This is a genomic window from Pontibacter sp. H249 (genome assembly GCF_037892465.1).
In the GTDB taxonomy this organism is placed as follows: Bacteria; Bacteroidota; Bacteroidia; order Cytophagales; family Hymenobacteraceae; genus Pontibacter.
Map to the genome: position 1 here is coordinate 1 of NZ_JBBKTR010000022.1, position 18,863 is coordinate 18,863.

The 18,863-nt window shown below is 43.6% G+C and carries 18 protein-coding genes; 15 read left to right on the top strand and 3 right to left on the bottom strand.

Annotation, left to right across the window (positions count from 1 at the left end; all coding sequences use genetic code 11):
- From WG943_RS19815 to rpiB, 4 genes are all read left to right on the top strand, one after another.
- On the top strand, nt 1–985 hold a 985-nt coding region (locus WG943_RS19815; RefSeq protein WP_340411639.1), incomplete at its 5' end, for a T9SS type A sorting domain-containing protein.
- Nucleotides 986–1,165: 180 nt separating this feature from the next.
- Nucleotides 1,166–2,440 (top strand): serine hydroxymethyltransferase, encoded by a 1,275-nt coding sequence (glyA, locus tag WG943_RS19820; protein WP_340411640.1) that lies wholly within the window; start codon nt 1,166–1,168, stop codon nt 2,438–2,440.
- Nucleotides 2,441–2,464: 24 nt separating this feature from the next.
- On the top strand, nt 2,465–3,307 hold the full coding sequence (gene tatC / locus WG943_RS19825; protein ID WP_340411642.1) for a twin-arginine translocase subunit TatC: 843 nt from the start codon (nt 2,465–2,467) through the stop codon (nt 3,305–3,307).
- On the top strand, nt 3,307–3,744 hold the full coding sequence (rpiB, locus tag WG943_RS19830) for a ribose 5-phosphate isomerase B (protein WP_340411643.1): 438 nt from the start codon (nt 3,307–3,309) through the stop codon (nt 3,742–3,744). Before tatC ends, rpiB begins: the two co-directional genes overlap by 1 nt.
- A gap of 10 nt (nt 3,745–3,754) precedes the next feature.
- Here rpiB and WG943_RS19835 read toward each other — a convergent pair whose 3' ends face one another.
- The gene (locus tag WG943_RS19835) at nt 3,755–5,158 is read right to left on the bottom strand and encodes a hypothetical protein (protein WP_340411645.1); all 1,404 of its coding nucleotides are present in this window, start codon (nt 5,156–5,158) and stop codon (nt 3,755–3,757) included.
- Between the two features lie 102 nt (nt 5,159–5,260).
- Between WG943_RS19835 and rbfA the strand changes: the two genes are divergently transcribed.
- From rbfA to WG943_RS19875, 8 genes are all read left to right on the top strand, one after another.
- Entirely contained in the window at nt 5,261–5,653 is a 393-nt protein-coding gene (rbfA, locus tag WG943_RS19840) for a 30S ribosome-binding factor RbfA (RefSeq protein ID WP_340411647.1), read from the top strand.
- A gap of 24 nt (nt 5,654–5,677) precedes the next feature.
- Nucleotides 5,678–6,487 (top strand): class I SAM-dependent methyltransferase, encoded by an 810-nt coding sequence (locus WG943_RS19845; protein WP_340411649.1) that lies wholly within the window; start codon nt 5,678–5,680, stop codon nt 6,485–6,487.
- Between the two features lie 59 nt (nt 6,488–6,546).
- Nucleotides 6,547–7,770, top strand: coding sequence for an ABC transporter permease (locus tag WG943_RS19850; RefSeq protein ID WP_340411651.1), 1,224 nt, complete (start codon nt 6,547–6,549; stop codon nt 7,768–7,770).
- Nucleotides 7,771–7,980: 210 nt separating this feature from the next.
- Nucleotides 7,981–10,908, top strand: coding sequence for a DEAD/DEAH box helicase (locus WG943_RS19855; RefSeq protein ID WP_340411652.1), 2,928 nt, complete (start codon nt 7,981–7,983; stop codon nt 10,906–10,908).
- A gap of 263 nt (nt 10,909–11,171) precedes the next feature.
- Nucleotides 11,172–11,612, top strand: coding sequence for an SRPBCC family protein (locus tag WG943_RS19860; RefSeq protein ID WP_340411655.1), 441 nt, complete (start codon nt 11,172–11,174; stop codon nt 11,610–11,612).
- A gap of 66 nt (nt 11,613–11,678) precedes the next feature.
- A complete protein-coding gene (crtD, locus tag WG943_RS19865; protein ID WP_340411657.1) occupies nt 11,679–13,172 on the top strand; it encodes a 1-hydroxycarotenoid 3,4-desaturase CrtD in 1,494 nt (497 codons plus the stop codon).
- Nucleotides 13,165–13,839, top strand: coding sequence for a carotenoid biosynthesis protein (locus WG943_RS19870; RefSeq protein ID WP_340411658.1), 675 nt, complete (start codon nt 13,165–13,167; stop codon nt 13,837–13,839). Before crtD ends, WG943_RS19870 begins: the two co-directional genes overlap by 8 nt.
- A 114-nt stretch (nt 13,840–13,953) precedes the next feature.
- Nucleotides 13,954–14,562, top strand: coding sequence for a TetR/AcrR family transcriptional regulator (locus tag WG943_RS19875; RefSeq protein ID WP_340411659.1), 609 nt, complete (start codon nt 13,954–13,956; stop codon nt 14,560–14,562).
- 64 nt (nt 14,563–14,626) lie between these two features.
- Here the strand turns inward: WG943_RS19875 and WG943_RS19880 are convergent, their stop codons facing one another.
- Nucleotides 14,627–14,869 carry a DUF6952 family protein gene (locus tag WG943_RS19880; protein WP_340411660.1) on the bottom strand — a complete coding sequence of 81 codons (243 nt, stop codon included), beginning with the start codon at nt 14,867–14,869 and terminating at the stop codon, nt 14,627–14,629.
- 5 nt (nt 14,870–14,874) lie between these two features.
- Nucleotides 14,875–15,195, bottom strand: a complete 321-nt coding sequence (locus tag WG943_RS19885) for a thioredoxin family protein (RefSeq protein ID WP_340411662.1) — start codon at nt 15,193–15,195, stop codon at nt 14,875–14,877.
- A 299-nt stretch (nt 15,196–15,494) separates the two neighbouring features.
- Between WG943_RS19885 and prfA the strand changes: the two genes are divergently transcribed.
- The 3 genes from prfA (at nt 15,495) to WG943_RS19900 (ending at nt 18,757) form a co-directional block, all read left to right on the top strand.
- Entirely contained in the window at nt 15,495–16,571 is a 1,077-nt protein-coding gene (prfA, locus tag WG943_RS19890; protein WP_340411664.1) for a peptide chain release factor 1, read from the top strand.
- 254 nt (nt 16,572–16,825) lie between these two features.
- Nucleotides 16,826–18,199, top strand: a complete 1,374-nt coding sequence (locus WG943_RS19895) for a hypothetical protein (protein ID WP_340411666.1) — start codon at nt 16,826–16,828, stop codon at nt 18,197–18,199.
- Nucleotides 18,200–18,337: 138 nt separating this feature from the next.
- Entirely contained in the window at nt 18,338–18,757 is a 420-nt protein-coding gene (locus WG943_RS19900; protein ID WP_340411667.1) for a secondary thiamine-phosphate synthase enzyme YjbQ, read from the top strand.
- Nucleotides 18,758–18,863: the final 106 nt, after the last annotated feature.

Genomic DNA, 18,863 nt, shown 5'->3' on the forward strand with positions numbered 1-18,863 from the left:
TAGAGTAGAAGCCCCTACTAAAATTACTTATAGTTTAAATGACTTTATAGTTACATTGCCATCTATAACACTCTCTCCAAATCCTTTAACATTCGAAAACGTGCTAGTTAATGGAGAAGAGACCAAAACTTATACAGTTAGTGGGGAAAGTTTAACGAATGGAGTGCCTGTGTCTATAAACATTGGCAATGCAACCGGGCCTTTTACAATCTCTCTTACTGCGAACGAAGCAGACTTCGGAAGAACTTTATCATTGGGGGGAATAACTAATAATAGACTTAATGCTACTACAATTTACGTTAAGTATAAACCAACAGAGCCTACCCCTACTGATTCTGACATCAGAGAAACTATAGCCCATACGCAAGGTACATTAACTGAAAACCTGCAGATAAGCGCAACAGCTATTCCTGATCCTCAGCCCGTTGAACTAGCCACGTTTAAAGCAAAGACTAAGGAAAATCTAATTACACTTGAATGGCGAACTGCTTCTGAAACAGATAACTCTCACTTTGAGATTGAAATGTCTGAAGATGACTTAAGCAAGTTTACAAAGATATCTACTGTGAAAAGTAAGGCAGGTAACAGTGCTATAGCTTTAGATTATAGGTTTACACATTACTATACAGGCAACAGCAAAGTTTTGTACTTCCGTCTGAAGCAGGTAGATACGGATGGCACATTTACATATAGCAAAACCCTTTCAGTTGAACTGAAAAATAATGAAAAAGCACTACAAGCAGTAGTGGTACCTAACCCAATTAATGCTAATTCTAGGGTAATATTTTCAACAAATACAGCTGGTAGAGCCTTACTGCACTTGAATGCCTTAAACGGTCAGCGAGTACTTGTTAAAGAGGTTGAGGTGCATAAAGGGACCAATAATTTACAGCTACCTTTACCAGACAGGCTACAAAGCGGAATGTATATATTAACCATTGAGCTTGATGGCAAAGTGCAGCAGGTAAAGATCATAAAGCAGTAATCATACTTTTGTAGTTGTAAAAAAGCCGCCTCTGCATAGCAGGAGCGGCTTTTTGTTTTCTTAAAATTACTTGCAAAGCTCTAAATCTGCTTTAAAGCATATATCGTAGATAAACATCTGAAACATTGGTTTATTGCAAGGCATACTTTAATTTTGAATGCATAAAACCTAAAAGAAGTGATGCAAAGAGATACAGCGATATTTGATCTTATAGAAAAGGAAAGAGCCAGACAAACACATGGCATAGAACTGATTGCCTCTGAAAATTTTGTTTCGGAGCAGGTGATGCAGGCTATGGGTAGCGTAATGACAAATAAATATGCCGAAGGCCTGCCAGGAAAACGCTACTATGGAGGCTGCGAAATAGTAGACCTGTCAGAGCAGTTGGCTATTGACCGTGCTAAAGAATTATTTGGTGTAGAGTGGGTAAATGTGCAGCCACACTCGGGGGCACAGGCCAATGCTGCTGTAATGCTGGCAGTGCTCCAGCCTGGTGACAAAATTTTAGGTTTTGATCTTTCTCACGGTGGTCACTTAACGCACGGTTCTCCTGTTAACTTTTCCGGTAAACTGTATCAGCCTTCGTTTTATGGTGTAGAGCAAGAAACCGGTTTAATAGATTTTGACAAGGTAGTAGAAACTGCCCGTCGTGAAAAGCCGAAGCTAATAATTTGTGGTGCCTCTGCTTATAGCCGCGACTGGGATTACAGAAAACTACGTACAGCTGCCGATGAAGTAGGTGCTTTACTTTTAGCTGATATTTCCCATCCATCCGGATTGATTGCTAAGGGGCTATTGAACAACCCGTTTGAGCATTGCCATATTGTAACCACTACCACGCATAAAACACTTCGTGGACCACGTGGCGGTATGATTATGATGGGTAAGGACTTTGAGAATCCATTTGGTTTGAAAACTCCAAAAGGCGAGACACGCATGATGTCATCTGTACTAGATGGTGCTGTTTTTCCTGGTACACAGGGCGGACCTTTAGAGCACGTAATTGCAGCAAAAGCGGTGGCATACTTTGAGGCACTTTCTGATGATTACCTGACATATGTAAAGCAGGTACAGCAGAACGCACAGTCCATGGCAAAAGCATTTGTAGATCGTGGCTATAACATTATTTCCGGAGGTACAGACAACCACATGATGCTGATTGACTTGCGTTCTAAAGGCCTTACAGGAAAACTAGCAGAAAACACACTAGTGAAAGCAGACATTACCATAAATAAAAACATGGTGCCGTTTGATGATAAATCACCGTTTGTAACATCTGGTATGCGAGTAGGTACTGCAGCTATCACTACACGTGGTTTAAAGGAAAACGACATGAGCCGTATTGTGGATTTGATTGATACAGTACTATCAAACCACGACAACGAAAGCAAAATAGGTGATGTGCGTAAGGATATCAATACTTGGATGCAGGATTACCCCCTTTTCGCTTACTAACTAAACAGCAGGAGCCATATATTAATGGACCAACCTTATATAGATGATGAGCCGCAGCACGAGATGACCTTTGTGGATCACTTGGAAGAGCTGCGGTGGCACATCATCAGAGCATTAGGCTCTATTATCGTTTTCGGAACCATTGCTTTTGTAGCAAAAGGCTTTGTGTTTCATGATATTATACTTGCTCCTTCACGACCTGATTTCCTGAGTTACAGGATAATGTGCCAGGTAGGAGAAAGTATAGGATCGGATGTGCTTTGTATAAAAGAGATGGGCTTTACCATTCAAAGCAGGCAAATGAGTGGTCAGTTTACCATGCACTTACTTGTGTCAGCTATACTTGGTCTTGCATGTGCGTTTCCGTATGCCTTCTGGGAAATTTGGCGATTTGTAAAGCCAGGGTTATACCCACAGGAACAAAAGAATTCACGTGGAGCGGTTTTCTTTGTATCTGTTTTGTTTGCCATGGGCCTACTCTTTGGCTACTATGTAGTATCCCCTATCTCCATTAATTTTCTGGCAGGCTACCAGGTAGATCCTAGTATTGTAAATGAGTTCGACCTTTCTTCGTATATATCAACACTAACGACGCTTTGCCTGGCATGTGCTTTTATGTTTGAAATGCCTGTAATTGTGTATTTCCTGACAAAGGCAGGCTTGGTAACGGCTGAAACAATGAAGCTTTACCGTAGGCATGCGTTTATTGTGATACTGATAGTTGGGGCAATTATCACGCCGCCGGATGTAATAAGCCAGTTGCTGATTTCTATGCCACTGATGTTATTATATGAGGCAAGTATTAGCATCTCAAATTCAATCAGAAAAAAAGACCTGAAGCGACTAAACGAAAACAATACAATATAATGGCAAAGAAAATAGCAATAGGCGGAGACCACGCAGGTTATACTTATAAAAGTATGCTGAAGGAGGAACTAGCTGGATTGGGATACGAAAGCCTTGATTTTGGCCCTGATTCGGAAGCATCTGTAGATTACCCGGACCACGTGCATCCCTTGGCTAAAGCAGTTATCTCAGGTGATGCCAATTTGGGTATACTTATTTGCGGTAGCGGCAACGGTGTAGCCATGACGGCCAATAAATACCAAGAAATACGCGCAGCCCTTTGCTGGACTCCGGAACTGGCGAAGCTGTCGCGTGAGCACAACAACGCTAATGTGCTGTGTATACCAGCCCGTTTCGTAACAGAAGAAGTTGCGAGAGAAATGGTTAAGACGTTTTTAGAAACTGAATTTGAAGGTGGCCGACACCTGAATAGAGTAAATAAAATAGCTGCCTGTTAAGGCAGCTATTTTACTTTAGTCGGTATAATGCTGTGTCTCCAGGCACCTGCTCATACTTTCCGAAAATAGAAGGCAACTTATACTTTAATTCGGGCATCAGCTTAGCCTTATCTATTAAATAGTTGGGCATTTCACGTCTAAAAGCTTCATGAATCTCAAAAACAGCCTGATACTCATTTAGATCGCGGAAATAGCGCTGTGAAATTTGCCAGTTAAAGTATGGCGTTACAGGTTTGTTATGTACATAATAGCCAAGGTCCTGCCCCAAAACCAATACAGTGTTATTCTTTAAAGGAGTCTCAGGAGTCTCTGTTAATACTAAAGGAGATTCATCTAAGGCTAAATATCTGTTGATGTCTAAAACAGAGCGGTAACGCAGAAGTATAACTCCAGCAAGCGTAATCAGGAAAATAGAGTTAAGTATCCACTTTTTTTGGCCGGAGGTAAAAAGAAACTCACTAAAGTATGCAATCGGAGGAAGCACAAGTATAAAAGTGGCCACCGTAATCTCGTCGCGTGTAAAAATCATTAGTAAGCTAACAACTAGCCAAACCCACATTACCTGCTGAAACCTCACCTGAAATACAAGGCGCTGAGGCAAAGAAGAGGCACTCATGAACGAAAGTATAGCAATGATGGCAGGAATAGCCATAAGCTTTGCTACATCTGCTGGAGGCCTCAGGAAAGCAACCTGCAGTTGCCATGGCCTAAAAAGATGCATCTCTAAAAATTCGCTTAACGCACTATTATAAAAAAAATAGGTCATCAGCACGGCATACGGAAAGCCGAAACCGCACAGCATAAGCAGAAAGCTACGGAACGTATTAGATGCAAAAAGTATAACAGCAAATATGCCCACTAACAGAAACATGGCCAGCGGCAGATAGCAAAGCGCAGCCAGGCCAAGTATAAAGCCACCCACAAACAGCCTGTTGTTATCAAAGCCCTCTTTGGAGAGCGTAATAATATAAGGCAGCGAAAGTATGATAAAGGTATTGCCCAGTAGCAGCGGCGTGAGCATGTTAAACTCAAAAGACAAGCTGCCAAGCACCAAGTATATAAGGGCCGGTAGATAATTTTTGCTGGCATACACATTATGCCGGTTTAAAGTGCTATTCAAAAGAATAGCCTGTAGCAGCAGCAATACAACGGCTGTTATCCTGTAAATCATAAAAGATCGGCCAGCCACCAAGTCCAGAATCCAGAAAACCATGGCTGAGAGCGGGGCTGTGTTATCATACACATCGCGGTACATGCTAAAGCCATCGGCAAGGCGTTCGCCCACCAGCATGTGCTGCAACTCAGGGGCAGTAGGCGTTGCACGCAGTAAAATCAACGGCAGCTGAATAGCAAGGTAAATTATAACCAGCAGGATCAGTCGGGAAGGCAGTATGCTTCGAAAGTAACTAATCAAGGAAAGACAGAGTTAGAAGAAACTATAAACTGGCCCTGCTCAAAATGAGTAAGGCGCTTTTGGGGTAAAAATGCGAAATTAATATGATATTTGCATCTTCGTATGGAAAGTAAAAGACAACAGAAATTTTCGCGCCTGATTCAGAAAGAAATGGCGGATATCTTTCAGCGTGAAGTACCGCACCTGTTTGGTGGCTCATATATATCAGTAAGCGTTGTACGTGTTTCTCCGGACTTAGGTCTGGCACGTGTTTACCTGAGTGTAATGATGGCCCCTAACCCGCAGGAGGTGCTGCTGGAAATAAGGCTAAACGCAAAAACAATTCGCCACCACCTGGCGCAGCGCATCAAAAACCAGGTACGCGTTATACCAGAGGTAAACTTTTACCTGGATGATAGCGCAGAGTATGCCGCTAGCATGGACAAGCTTTTTTCAGGTCTGGAGATTCCGCCGGCACCCGAAGAGGACGAAGACGACGACACTTATACTAAATAAAAAGCACCAGCTTTAATTCACCCTATGCAGTACGACCCGATAAAGCGCGTGCTTGGCGATGTATTTAACAAAACACCTTTTCTTCGCCGTGTATTTTACAACTTACTAGACCTGCTTTTGCTGCGTACGTGGCATGTGCACAAAGAACTGCGCGAATGGGCTACGGGGCGCAAAGACAAAGAGCAGCATATTTTAGATGCCGGCTCCGGCTTTGGCCAGTATACTTACTACTTGTCTGGCATGAGCCGCAAGTGGAGTATACTTGCCGTGGATGTTAAAGAAGAGCAGATCTCAGACAGCAACCGCTTTATCAGGGCTATCGGCCGCCACAACGTGCTATTTAAGATCGGAGACCTGGTAAAGTACAGAGAGCCGAATAACTACGACCTTATACTTTCAGTGGATGTGATGGAGCATATACTGGAGGACGTGGAGGTATTCAAAAACTTTCATGCCTCGCTTCGGTCTGGTGGTATGCTTGTAATCTCTACTCCATCAGATCAGGGTGGGTCAGATGTGCACGGCGATGGAGAAACATCTTTTATTGAAGAACACGTACGGGACGGTTACAATATCCAGGAAATTCAGGACAAGCTAAGGCAGGCTGGTTTTAGAAGAGTAGATGCACGTTACTCCTATGGTAAACCAGGCCAAATCTCTTGGCGCCTTTCCATGAAGTACCCGCTACTCATGCTGAATGCATCGAAAATATTCTTCCTGATATTGCCGTTCTACTACCTGGCTACTTTCCCGATAAGTATGCTCTTAAACTGGATGGATGTAAATGGAAAGCACCCGTCAGGTACAGGCCTTATTGTAAAGGCTTGGAAGTAATTTTAATTGCTGAAGTGTTGAATTCAACTAACTACTAACATTCAACTAACAACAAAGTAATGAACGTACCTTTTCTGATAGCGAAACGATACTTTTTCTCTAGAAAGAAGAGGAACATCATTAGTATTATCTCCAATATAGCCATGATTGGTGTGGCTGTTGGATCGGCTGCACTTATTATTGTGCTTTCGGTATTCAATGGCTTGGAAGATCTGATCCGAAAAATATACTCCAGCTTTGATCCGGACCTGAAAATCACGGTAGTAGAAGGCAAGTCTTTCGAAACAGACACAGAGTTCATGAACCGAATTCGTAACATGCCGGGTGTCGTTGTGGTATCGGAGGTAATAGAGGATAATGCCCTGCTGCGATACAACGATAAGCAGATGGTAGTTAAGGTTAAAGGCGTAAGCGAAAACTTTTTTCAGCAGAACGATATACCACAGTCTATAGTAGAAGGTCACAGCGAATTAATCTACAACGATACCTATCACGCCCTGATTGGACGTGGAGTGCAGTACCAGCTTTCTATAAGGCCGAACAACCAGTTCGTGCCACTGCAGTTCCTGTACCCACGCAACGTAAAGTTTAATCCACTAAACCCCGAAGGCTCATTTAATAGCCTGAACATTACACCAGGCGGAATTTTTGCCATTGAGCGCCAGTACGATGATGCTTATGTATTTGTGCCCTTAAACTTTGCGGAGGAGTTGCTGGAGTATGGCCGAAGGAGAACCGCTTTGGAGATTAAAGTAGACCAGGGGTATAAGGTAGAGCAGGTAAAGCGATCGCTGCAAGAGTTGCTCGGGGCCGAGTTCAAAGTTTTAAACAGTGATGAGCAGCACACCAGCCTGCTTCGTGCTGTTAAAGTAGAGAAGCTGTTTGTGTTTATCACCTTTGCTTTCATACTTTTTATTGCCTCGCTTAATATATTCTTCTCGCTGTCGATGTTGGTAATAGATAAGAAAAAGGATATTGCCATACTAGCCTCCATGGGGGCAACAGCCAATACCATCCGCAACATTTTCTTATTGGAGGGCGCTTTGGTAGCATTGATAGGTGCAGCTTACGGCCTTACGCTGGGTATGCTTATCTGTAACCTGCAGCAAGCGTTTGGACTGGTAAGTATGGGCATGGCTACATCGGTGGTAGAGGCATATCCTGTAAAGATGGAGATCGAAGACTTTATTTTCACAGGACTGGCTATCATCGTCATCACACTTTTAGTATCTATCCGACCGGCTCGTAAAGCAGCAGCTATGTCTGTTACAGAAAACCTGTAGCTCTCTTTTCTCAGGAACTACAACTGTTCGGTTATACTTTTGCGTCATAAAACTCCGCTATCAGAAGTATAAATCTTAAAACTTTTAAAGCCACTAACTGTTAAGGACAGAATTTAGTTAATTGCTGCTTACAATAAGCCAAAGGCATCTTTTTTGATAGGAAATCAGCCTTTTAAAGACTAAATTTGAAGTCCTTTAATTGCACTTGGCATGAAAGTTTATACCACGCAGCCTTTTCAGGCAGTTTATGCTTTGTTCGAGCACGAGTACCTTGGGTATCTGTTCGAATCGTTTGTGGTACAGGTAAACACCAAGGGTCAGCTTACCTTACAACACCAGAATATCTCCGTTAAAAATGCAGACGAGTTTGCCTCGCGCCTTGATGCGATAGACTTTAAGCTTATACCACTTATCGACCAGATACAGCAGGAAGCAGTGCTAAAACGCTTTGCTACCAAAAAAATGTCTGCAGCCGATTTTTTCCTGAAAGTATACGACCCAGAGAAAGGCGACAAAGCACTGCAGGAGAACATAAGCCACTACATTCAGGCCCGAATGGGTAAGATCTTGGAACTGCTGCGCCACGATAAGAACACGTTTATTATGGGCAAAGACGGGGAGCCAACCTATAAACGGATACAGCTGGCTCCGGAAAAAGCATCTGTGCTGTTTCACTTCATGCGCAACGAAGACAATACCCACTATTTTCCAAGGATCAGGTATGCAGGAGAGAAACTGGACTTCCAGTACAAAAATGCTTCGCTGATATGCTACGAGCCAGCCTGGTTGATGCTGAACGATGTAGTGTACAGCTTTGACAAACCCATTGACGGTAAAAAGCTACAGCCTTTCCTGAATAAGAAGTTTATAGCCATACCCCGCTCTATGGAGGAGAATTACTACAGCAAGTTTGTAGCACCTCTCATGGAGTCGTTTGATGTGTTTGCCAAGGGCTTTGATGTGAAGGATGAAAAGTATGAGGCGAGTCCGTTTCTTACTTTTTCAGAGATAATGGCTGCGGATGCTCCTGTAGCTAAGGTAAACGGTAACGGGGATCATAAAACAGAACGTGCCGATAGTAAGATACTGTTTAACCTGGCTTTCAGGTATGGCGGGCACATAGTACAAACGCAGGAGCCTAAGCGTATTAGCGTAAGTATGGAGAAAACCACAGACTCCTACGTTTTCCATAAACTGATACGTGACCTTAACCGTGAGAAAGATTTTGCGAAAGAACTAAACAAGCGGGCTCTGGAGGTAAAGAACGGGCAGGCGATCCTGGATAAAAACGAGGCCTTTGCCTGGCTTAATAACAACCTGCAGGGGTTAGAAGAGTTAGGCTTTACAATACAGCAGAGTCAGAAAAGCGGCAAAAACTATTTTATTGGAGAGATAACACTGGATGTAGGCATCACAGAGAAAAACGACTGGTTCGATATCTATGGTACTGTTCGCTTTGGTGAGTTCGAGATCCCGTTTATCAAGCTAAAAAACCATATTCTTACCAAGAACAACGAGTTTATACTTCCTAACGGGCAGATAGCTGTTATACCGGAAGAATGGTTTACGCAGTACATAGAACTGTTTGCCTTTGCCGAAGGAGAAGACCTACTGACGCTGCGCAAGCACCACATGGCTCTTGTAAACGACCTGCAAAACGGCAATCTGGCTACAGTAACTATGAGCCGCAAACTGGAAAAGCTGCGTGAGTTTGACACTATAGAAGACCAGCCTTTACCGGCAGGTTTTCTGGGAGAGCTGCGCCCCTACCAGAAAGCAGGCTATAATTGGCTGCATTTTGTGCAGAACTATAAGTTTGGCGGTTGCCTTGCCGATGATATGGGCTTAGGTAAAACCGTGCAGACGCTGGCCATGCTGCAGCACCGCAAAGAGAATGGCGCCGAAAGTGCTTCGTTGCTGGTAATGCCTACTTCGTTGGTATACAACTGGCTAAACGAAGCTCAGAAGTTTACGCCTAGCCTGCGCATACTTAATTACACCGGCACTTACCGCGAAAAGAACGTGGAGCTATTTTCAGAGTATGATGTAGTACTTACCTCGTATGGTATTGTGCGCCTGGATGCGGAGCTGCTTAAAACCTATTACTTCGATTACATTATACTCGATGAGTCTCAGGCGATAAAGAACCCTGATTCCAATACTTCACGCTCGGTAAGGGAAATGAAATCGCGGCACAGGCTTATACTTACCGGAACGCCTGTAGAGAATAGCACTATGGACCTGTGGTCGCAGATGTCGTTCATTAACCCTGGTTTGCTGGGCAACCAGCATTTCTTCCGGAACGAGTTTCTAAAGCCGATCGAAAAAGACAAGGACGAGCAGAAAACGCGCAGGCTGCACGCACTTATTAAGCCGTTTATACTTCGCAGGCACAAGTCTCAGGTGGCAAGAGAGCTGCCGGCTAAAATTGAGAATACAACCTTCTGTAAAATGACAGAGGAGCAGGAGCATGCTTACGAAGAAACAAAATCATACTACCGTAATAAGATACTGAAGAACCTGGAAGAGAACGGACCGGGCAATACCCAGTTTATGCTATTACAGGGCTTAACCAAGCTGCGCCAGATAGCTAACCACCCACTTATGACAGACCCTGGCTACGAAGGTAGCTCAGGCAAGCTGAAGGAGGTAATCCATAAAACCAAGGATGTAGTAAGCAAAGGGCATAAGGTTTTAATATTCAGCCAATTTGTGAAGCACTTAGAAATCATTAAAAGGTCTCTGGATAAGCGCGAGATAAAATATACGTACCTGGATGGTAACACAAAAAACAGGCACCAGCAGGTAGAGCGTTTCCAGAACGACGAAAGTATACAAGTATTCCTGATATCGCTGAAAGCAGGCGGGGTGGGCCTTAACTTAACGGCAGCCGACTATGTGTTTATACTTGATCCATGGTGGAACCCAGCCGTGGAGGCGCAGGCAGTAGACCGTGCGCACCGCATCGGGCAGCAGAACACTGTGTTTACCTATAAATTTATCACAAAGGATACTGTAGAAGAAAAGATATTGGCCCTTCAGAACCGCAAGATACAACTCGTAACCGACCTTATCAGCACTGATGAAACCGTGATTAAGAGTCTGACGAAGGAGGATATTGATAACCTATTGAGTTAAATTGTTGAATTGCTGTTCAGCATAAAGTATAAAAGCCGCTGCAAGTCTAAACGCAGCGGCTTTTGTTTTGGTAAAATTATAACTTTAACCTTGAAAGGAGGTTATAATCAGCAGTAAGAAAGAAACTGCCCTCCTTGGTTAAGAAGGGGCAAGGGCGGTCAGGTATTACAGAAACACGAATTTGGAGATTCGCTTCTATACCAAGTCACGGGAGTAACTTTCGCGGCAGTAAAAAATACAACTAACCAATCAGCAATCAAACCATGCAGCTTCATTTAAAAACGGCCGTAGCCCAGGATTACCTGCAGGTATTCAATGCTTTTAATGAGCAGCTGTTTCGGGAACTGGCTCCGCCTTTTCCAAAGCTAAAACTGCTGCGCTTCGATGGCTCGGAACCCGGCGATGTGGTGGAGGTAGAGCTGCAAACAGGTGTAAAATCCTTCCGTTGGACCAGCCTGATTACCGACAGAAGTATAACCAGCACAGAGGCATACTTTATAGATCAAGGACAAGAACTCCCTCCTCCCCTGCGGCTATGGCACCATAAACATCTAGTATCCAAAAATGGAAATGGCGCTATCATTCATGATATTATCACCTACAGCACGGGAGCTAAAGCTTTAGATTTGTTACTATACCCGCTCATGGTTTTACAATTTGGAATGCGAAAGCCAATTTATAAACGCGTTTTCGGGAAAGTATAAATCTTTAAAACCTTTACCCCACTCTAACAGTTACTGCACAAAGTATAAATCTGCGTAAAATCTAGTATGACTAAAGCAGCCATTATTGGAGCCGGCATTGGAGGCATAGCAGCTAGCATCCGCTTGGCCGTGAAAGGCTACGATGTTACTGTTTTTGAGGCAAATGATACTTTTGGCGGTAAAATGCAGGAGTTCTGGCTGGGCAAATATAGGTTCGATGCAGGGCCATCGCTGTTCACGCTGCCGCACCTGGTAGACGAGCTTTTTACCCTGGCAGGCAGAAAACCGGCAGATTACTTCACCTACACCCGCCTCGACCCGATTACCCATTATTTCTGGCCTGATGGCAGCCATGTAAAAGCATATTCAGAAGCAGTCAAATTTGCAGCAGAAGTGAACCGGCAGCTGGGTGTGCCAGAGCAGGCGGTGTTAGAGGCACTGGCTAAAAGTGCACGACTCTACAAAGGCACTGCCGATACGTTTCTGCACAAGTCACTGCACCGGCTAGATACGTATTTGAGTTCCGATGTGCTTAAGACTTTAAGCTGTCTCTCTGACCTTGGCCTTACTACCACCATGCATCAGGAAAACGCGCGGCAGTTCACTGACCATAGGTTTGTGCAGTTACTTGATAGGTTTGCCACATACAACGGATCTGATCCTTATCAGGCACCTGGCACGCTGAATATTATTCCGCACTTAGAGCATAACATTGGGGCATTTTACCCTGACGGAGGTATTTATGCTATAGCTGCTAGTTTGGTAAAGCTTGCTGAGGAGCTTGGAGTGGAGTTTAAGTATAACGAGCCGGTAAACCAGATTTTAACCGCAGGCAAAAGTATAGCCGGTATAGAAACCAACCAGAGCAAGTATAAAGCTGATGTGGTAGTAAGCAACATGGATATTGTGCCTACTTACCGAAGGCTGATGCCAAATAAAAAAGCACCTGAGCAAACGCTGCAGCAGCCACGCTCCAGCTCAGCCTTAATCTTTTACTGGGGTATTAAAAAAGAGTTTGAGCAGCTGCACGTGCATAATATTTTCTTTAGCCAAGACTATAAAACTGAATTCGAGCATATATTCAAGCGTAAAAGTATAAGCCCAGACCCAACGGTTTATATTAACATCACATCTAAAGCAGATGCGCAGGATGCACCAGTTGGTGGCGAGAACTGGTTTGTAATGGTAAATGTGCCACATAACCAAGGGCAGGACTGGCAAAAGCTAACAGAAGAAACAAGGCATGCAGTGCTGCAAAAGTTAAGTAAAATGCTTGGCACCGACATAGGGCCATTAATAGAAGAAGAGCAGGTGCTTGATCCGTTGCTGATCGAAAGTAAAACCTCTTCGTTTGGCGGGGCCTTGTATGGTAGCAGCTCCAACAACCGAATGGCAGCTTTTCTGCGGCACCCCAACTTCAGTAATAAAAAAGGCCTATACTTTTGCGGAGGTAGCGTACACCCTGGCGGAGGTATACCTTTGTGCCTGCTATCCGCTAAAATAGTTGGCGACCTGGCTCCTGCAGCCACAGTAACAGCAAAAATACCTAAACATGCTTAAAACCATTACTCCTGATACTGTCAAAACTAGCAAGTACAATAAGTATAGCTTACCTCTGGCAGTGGCTATACTCTTTATTTTCCATGCGGTGGGCTTTTGGGGATTGTTGTTTAGTGGCAACCAAGAATATTTCCAGAACCTCACTCCCATGAACCTGCTGTTAACAAATGCACTGCTGTTTGCCTTTCATAAAAGCTGGAACAGGGTGTTTATACTTTTTGCCATACTTGTGTTTGCTGTGGGCTTTTTTTCTGAAGTGCTGGGAGTGCACACTGGCCTGCTGTTTGGTAATTATACTTACGGGCAGGCATTGGGAGCAAAACTATGGGATGTGCCTCTCCTAATTGGATTAAACTGGCTGATGCTCGTTTATACGACAGGCCACATCAGCAACTACACTAAGTGGCACTGGCTGGCGAAAGCTATACTTGGCACACTGCTTATGCTACTACTGGATTTCTTTATAGAGCCTGTTGCCATGCAATACGACTTTTGGAGCTGGAGCGGCGACCAGGTGCCTTTATCAAACTATGCAGGTTGGTTTGCGGTTGCGTTTATACTTCAGGTATACTTCCAGAAGGCAAACTTCGAGAAGCAAAACCAACTGGCTGCATTTGTATACCTGGTGCAGCTGCTCTTCTTTGTAAGTCTATTCTTTTTGCTTTAAACAACTTTTTGAATTTGGCCATTGGTTTACAGCTACCAAATGAACTAACTTGCGTAGCTATACACTTAGAAGTGTAAATAAGCTATAAAATTTAAGTCGCTTTAACGCATACAAATGACGTTTCTGGAAACAATTCTTGAAGAGATTCTTCAGATATTTAAGAGAGAAGGTATAGAGGCCAACTCAGAAGCTGATTTTATCCGAAAACTGGATATAAGAGCTTCTACATTTCAAGAGCTGTTTACCAGCAAAGAAGATATGGTGCTGCAGGTTGTTAAGTATGATATTGCACAGCAGGACCTGGAGCAGCGTAGTATATTGGCAAAAGCCACTAACCCTGTAGAAGAGATCATGATGCTTTTAGTGGATGGCATCGAAAAGATGAAGTACATAAACCCTGTGTACATTCAGGATTTGCAGAAATATCCGCAGGCATGGCAGGTAAGCATCGATCATGTGAGCAGCAATAACCAACAGGTGAACGCCGAGATACTGAACCGGGGTGTACTGCAAGGATATTTCCGTAAGGATGTGAACCTGCAGCTGGTCACTAAAATTATATTAGAGCAATTTTTTATGATGATCAACCCACAGTTGTTTCCGCCTGATAGGTATAATCTGTCTGAGGTTTTCCGCAGTATTTATTTATACTATATCCGGGGCATTTGTACCGAGATGGGTGGCAAGCAAGCCGAAGAGTTCTTTGCCCGAAACAATGTTTAACCATAAACAAAGAGGCCTGGATCTTCATCCAGGCCTCTTTGTTTATGGTTAAAGTAACATTACTTTAGCTAATGGATACACGCACTTTTTGCGTATACATACGCAATGCCGTTTTAAAATCGGTGCCGTTGTCGTTCATCTCGTTCAATATCCAAACGGCTGCCAACACATGCGTTAGTTGTTCTCCTTCATCGTCTCCTTCTACTTCTATAGCAATCGGCTGTTCTTCCACAATAGCCTCTTCGGCAGCCATCAGTTGCTGCAGGTCGTAGTTCTCAACAAGTTTCTTTATTGCTGGTATCTTCATTTTAATTATGCGTCAAGTTTATGGATCAGGGCTCTTACGGCCTCTTCTTTACTGGCAGCTACAGAATCAAGAAGCTGCCCGTTCTTAAACACGGCAAAGAACGGAAGGTTTGTAACGTTAGCCAGTTTACGAGCCTCAGGGCTGGTTTCTGCATTCACATCAACAAATGCCACGTTAGCAAACGCCTCGTCATCAGACATGCGCTTAAACTTAGGCGAAAATAAACGGCAGCTGCCGCACCAATCGGCATAGTATTTTACTACCACCTTCTGATTAGAATTTAACACTTCCTGAAAATCACTGTCAGATGCAAGTATAACTGCCATAGGATGTCTTATTTTTGGTTTCTAAAACTAATATTTGCTGTATTAATTTACTTGTGCCAAAAGTAAAGGTTTCAACTCAAAGATGTGCAATAGATTAGATAGATTTAATTTATGCTTTTATAGTATATATCTATAATGGTATTGGTTTAAATCTAACGGACAGATAGAAACTAAACAAGCTACTTTAAAGTTATAGCATAGAACAAATTAAGCCTGCAGATTTCTAAGCAAAGGCAATTGAAGTAGATAATCTTAGTTGCCAATTTAGTATCTTTGCAGCCTAAAGTCATACAAAACCCATGTTAGATAAGTTAGAAGCCATTAATCAGCGATTTGAGGAGGTAAGCCAGCAGCTTATACAGCCTGATGTGGCCAGCGACATGAAAAAATTCAAGGCGCTGAACAAAGAGTATAAAGACCTTGACAAGATTGTAGTTGAATATAAGAAGTACCTTAACATCCTGAGCAACATCGACAACGCGAAGCAAGTAATTGCTACCGAAAAGGATGAGGACTTCCGTGAGATGGCAAAAGAAGAGCTAGATGAGTTAATTCCACAGCGTGAGGAAATGGAATCTACTCTGAAGGAGCTACTAATCCCGAAAGATCCAAACGACAGCAAAGACATCATCATGGAGATTCGTGCGGGTGCAGGCGGCGACGAAGCTTCTATTTTTGCCGGCGACCTTTACCGTATGTACAGCCGCTTCGCTGAAAAGCAGGGCTGGAAAATGGAATTGATGGATGCGACAGAGGGTACCTCTGGTGGTTATAAAGAAATTATCGTTGGTATAACCGGCGAAGACGTGTACGGTAAACTGAAATTCGAGTCCGGGGTACACCGTGTGCAGCGCGTACCAGCTACCGAAACACAGGGCCGTATCCATACTTCAGTGGCATCGGTGGTGGTGTTGCCAGAGGCAGAGGAATTTGACGTAGAGATCGACATGAACGATATCCGCAAAGACCTTTTCTGTTCTTCAGGGCCAGGTGGCCAGTCGGTAAACACAACCTACTCGGCGGTACGTTTAACGCACCTTCCTACAGGTATTGTAGCGCAGTGCCAGGACCAGAAATCGCAGCTGAAGAACTTTGATAAAGCCTTGGCAGTACTTCGCTCTCGTATTTTTGAGGTGGAGCTTGCTAAGAAAAACGAAGCCGAAGGTGCACAGCGTAAGAGCATGGTCGGCGGCGGCGATCGTTCTGATAAGATCCGTACGTATAACTACCCGCAAGGCCGTGTAACTGATCACCGTATTGGTTATACTGTATACAACCTGCCAAACGTAATGGATGGCGGTATCGACGACTTTGTTGAAGAACTACGCATTGCAGAAAACGCTGAACGACTAAAAGAAGGCGCTACAGCAGAATAAGCAAATTGCAGTAAGATATAGCAAAGGAATGTGGTAAGGCAAGTATAGCTGAGCTGCATTCCTTTTCTGTTTTATTATTAACTTGTTGAATGCTTACTTTGTACGCTGCTGTACTATAACTCAGTTACCGTATTAGCTTTGGATGCCCTTACAGAAACAATAGTAAAATATCATTTTTGATATATCGTTTAAACAAATAGCGCTACATATTTCAGCAATCTATACTTTCGATTAACTAACACGATCAACCAGATTTGAGATACCTCTTAGCCATACTGCCCTTGCTCTTTCTGCTCTCTATGATTAGTTGCGAGCCGAAAGATGAGATCATTACCACTGACCCGGATGCTGTGCTGGCATTTTCGGGCGATACGGTTCTGTTTGATACTGTGTTTGTGAGCAGAGGAAGCGTAACTAAGCGCCTGAAAGTATATAATACTAACAAAAAAGCTATTAAAATAAGCGAAATAGCTTTGGCTGGTTCAGGTGCATCGCCCTATCAACTTACGGTAAACGGGGTGCAGAGCCCACTGGTAAATAACCTGGAGCTGCGCGGCGGAGACAGCATTTACGTGCTGGTAAAAGTTAATATTAACCCGACAGACGTTAACCTCCCCTTTCTGGTAGCCGACTCTATACTTTTTAAAACAAACGGGCAGCAGCAAAGCGTGAAGCTGGTAGCCTATGGGCAGAACGCCTACTTCCACAGAAAAGAAAGTATAGGCACTACGACTTGGCGTAATGATAAGCCGCACGTACTACTGGATACGGTGCTGGTGAAGGAAGGCGCTACTTTAACTATAGAGAAAGGCACTAAAGTATACGGCAGCAATAAGTCGGTGCTGCTGGTAAACGGGCAGCTGCTAGCACAGGGCACACCCGAAGAGCGTGTAGTTTTCAGTGGCTACAGACGCGAAGCAGAGTATCTTACGGCTCCTGGGCAGTGGGAAGGTATTCGCATACTTACTAAAAGTGCCAATAACAATTTACAGTATACGGATATCAAAAATACACTTTACGGCCTGCGCATTGGCAATCCGGGTATGGGTGGCACTGTGGTAGAAGGTTGTGCTATACAGTATGCTTTTTTAGATGGCATTGTAGCTTTTACGTCAGATGTTAAAGTAGTTAATACACTAATTCATAACTGTGGGCAGTACGCTTTCGGTGGCTTGGGAGGTGGCAAGTATGAAATAGTATACTCAACCATTGTAAGCTATAATAACCCGCTGCTCCGCGAAACACCATTATTTGTTGTAACTGATTTTGTGCCTGGTACAGAAATAAAAAATCAACCGACTTCCCTTAAACTAGTTAACTCTATCGTTTACTCCGACGGTTTTAATGCTGCAGATGAGATGCTGGTAACGCCACTCTCTGAAAGTATGGACATAAGCCATAACCTGCTGCGCATAAGCTTGTATAAAGATCAGCTAAACAAAAGCGGCAATAAACTGAATGTTGAGCCAAAGTTCAAAGCGCCTGCCAAAGCCGATTTTGCACTGGACACTTTATCGCCGGCCAGCAGTGCAGCTAAATTTCTACCTGCCATACTTTTAGATATCAAAGGAAAAGTACGTAACATTAACACTCCGGATGCTGGTGCCTATGAGAGGCTGATTGATTAACGTTGGATGAATAATTGATTTTATATTTGTAAGAAAACAGTGTTTAAGCAACTGGCATTTACTACTTAATTGATTAACCAATAGCTAATAAAAACGAGTATTTACTCATTCACTAACTCGCTTACTCAGCATTAAATTATGTGGTTTCAAAAAGAGATAAGGTTACCGGCTGTTAAACGCGGCTTCCATTTAATTACAGATCTGATTATGGCGCAGCTGCCGGAGCTGGAGGATGTCAATGTGGGGCTGGCGCATATTTTTATTAAACATACTTCGGCAAGCCTTACCATAAATGAGGATGCAGACCCAACCGTGCGTCAGGATTTTGAGAGCCACTTTAACCACATGGTACCTGAGAACCAATCATACTACCGCCATACATTAGAAGGATCTGACGATATGCCTGCCCATTTAAAAGCAGCTATACTTGGAGCATCGGTTACAGTGCCTATTTCTAAAGGAGAGTTTAACCTTGGCACCTGGCAAGGCATTTACCTCTGCGAACACCGCAACCACGCCTCAAAACGCACTATTGTCGTAACGCTGCAGGGTGAGTAATAATTTTGAATGTGCAAATGAGCGAGTTAGTGAATTTATTCCCACTTTGTTGACCTGTCAATGTTCTTGCCAGAAGTGAGGTTAAGCAACGACTAAGAATGAATGA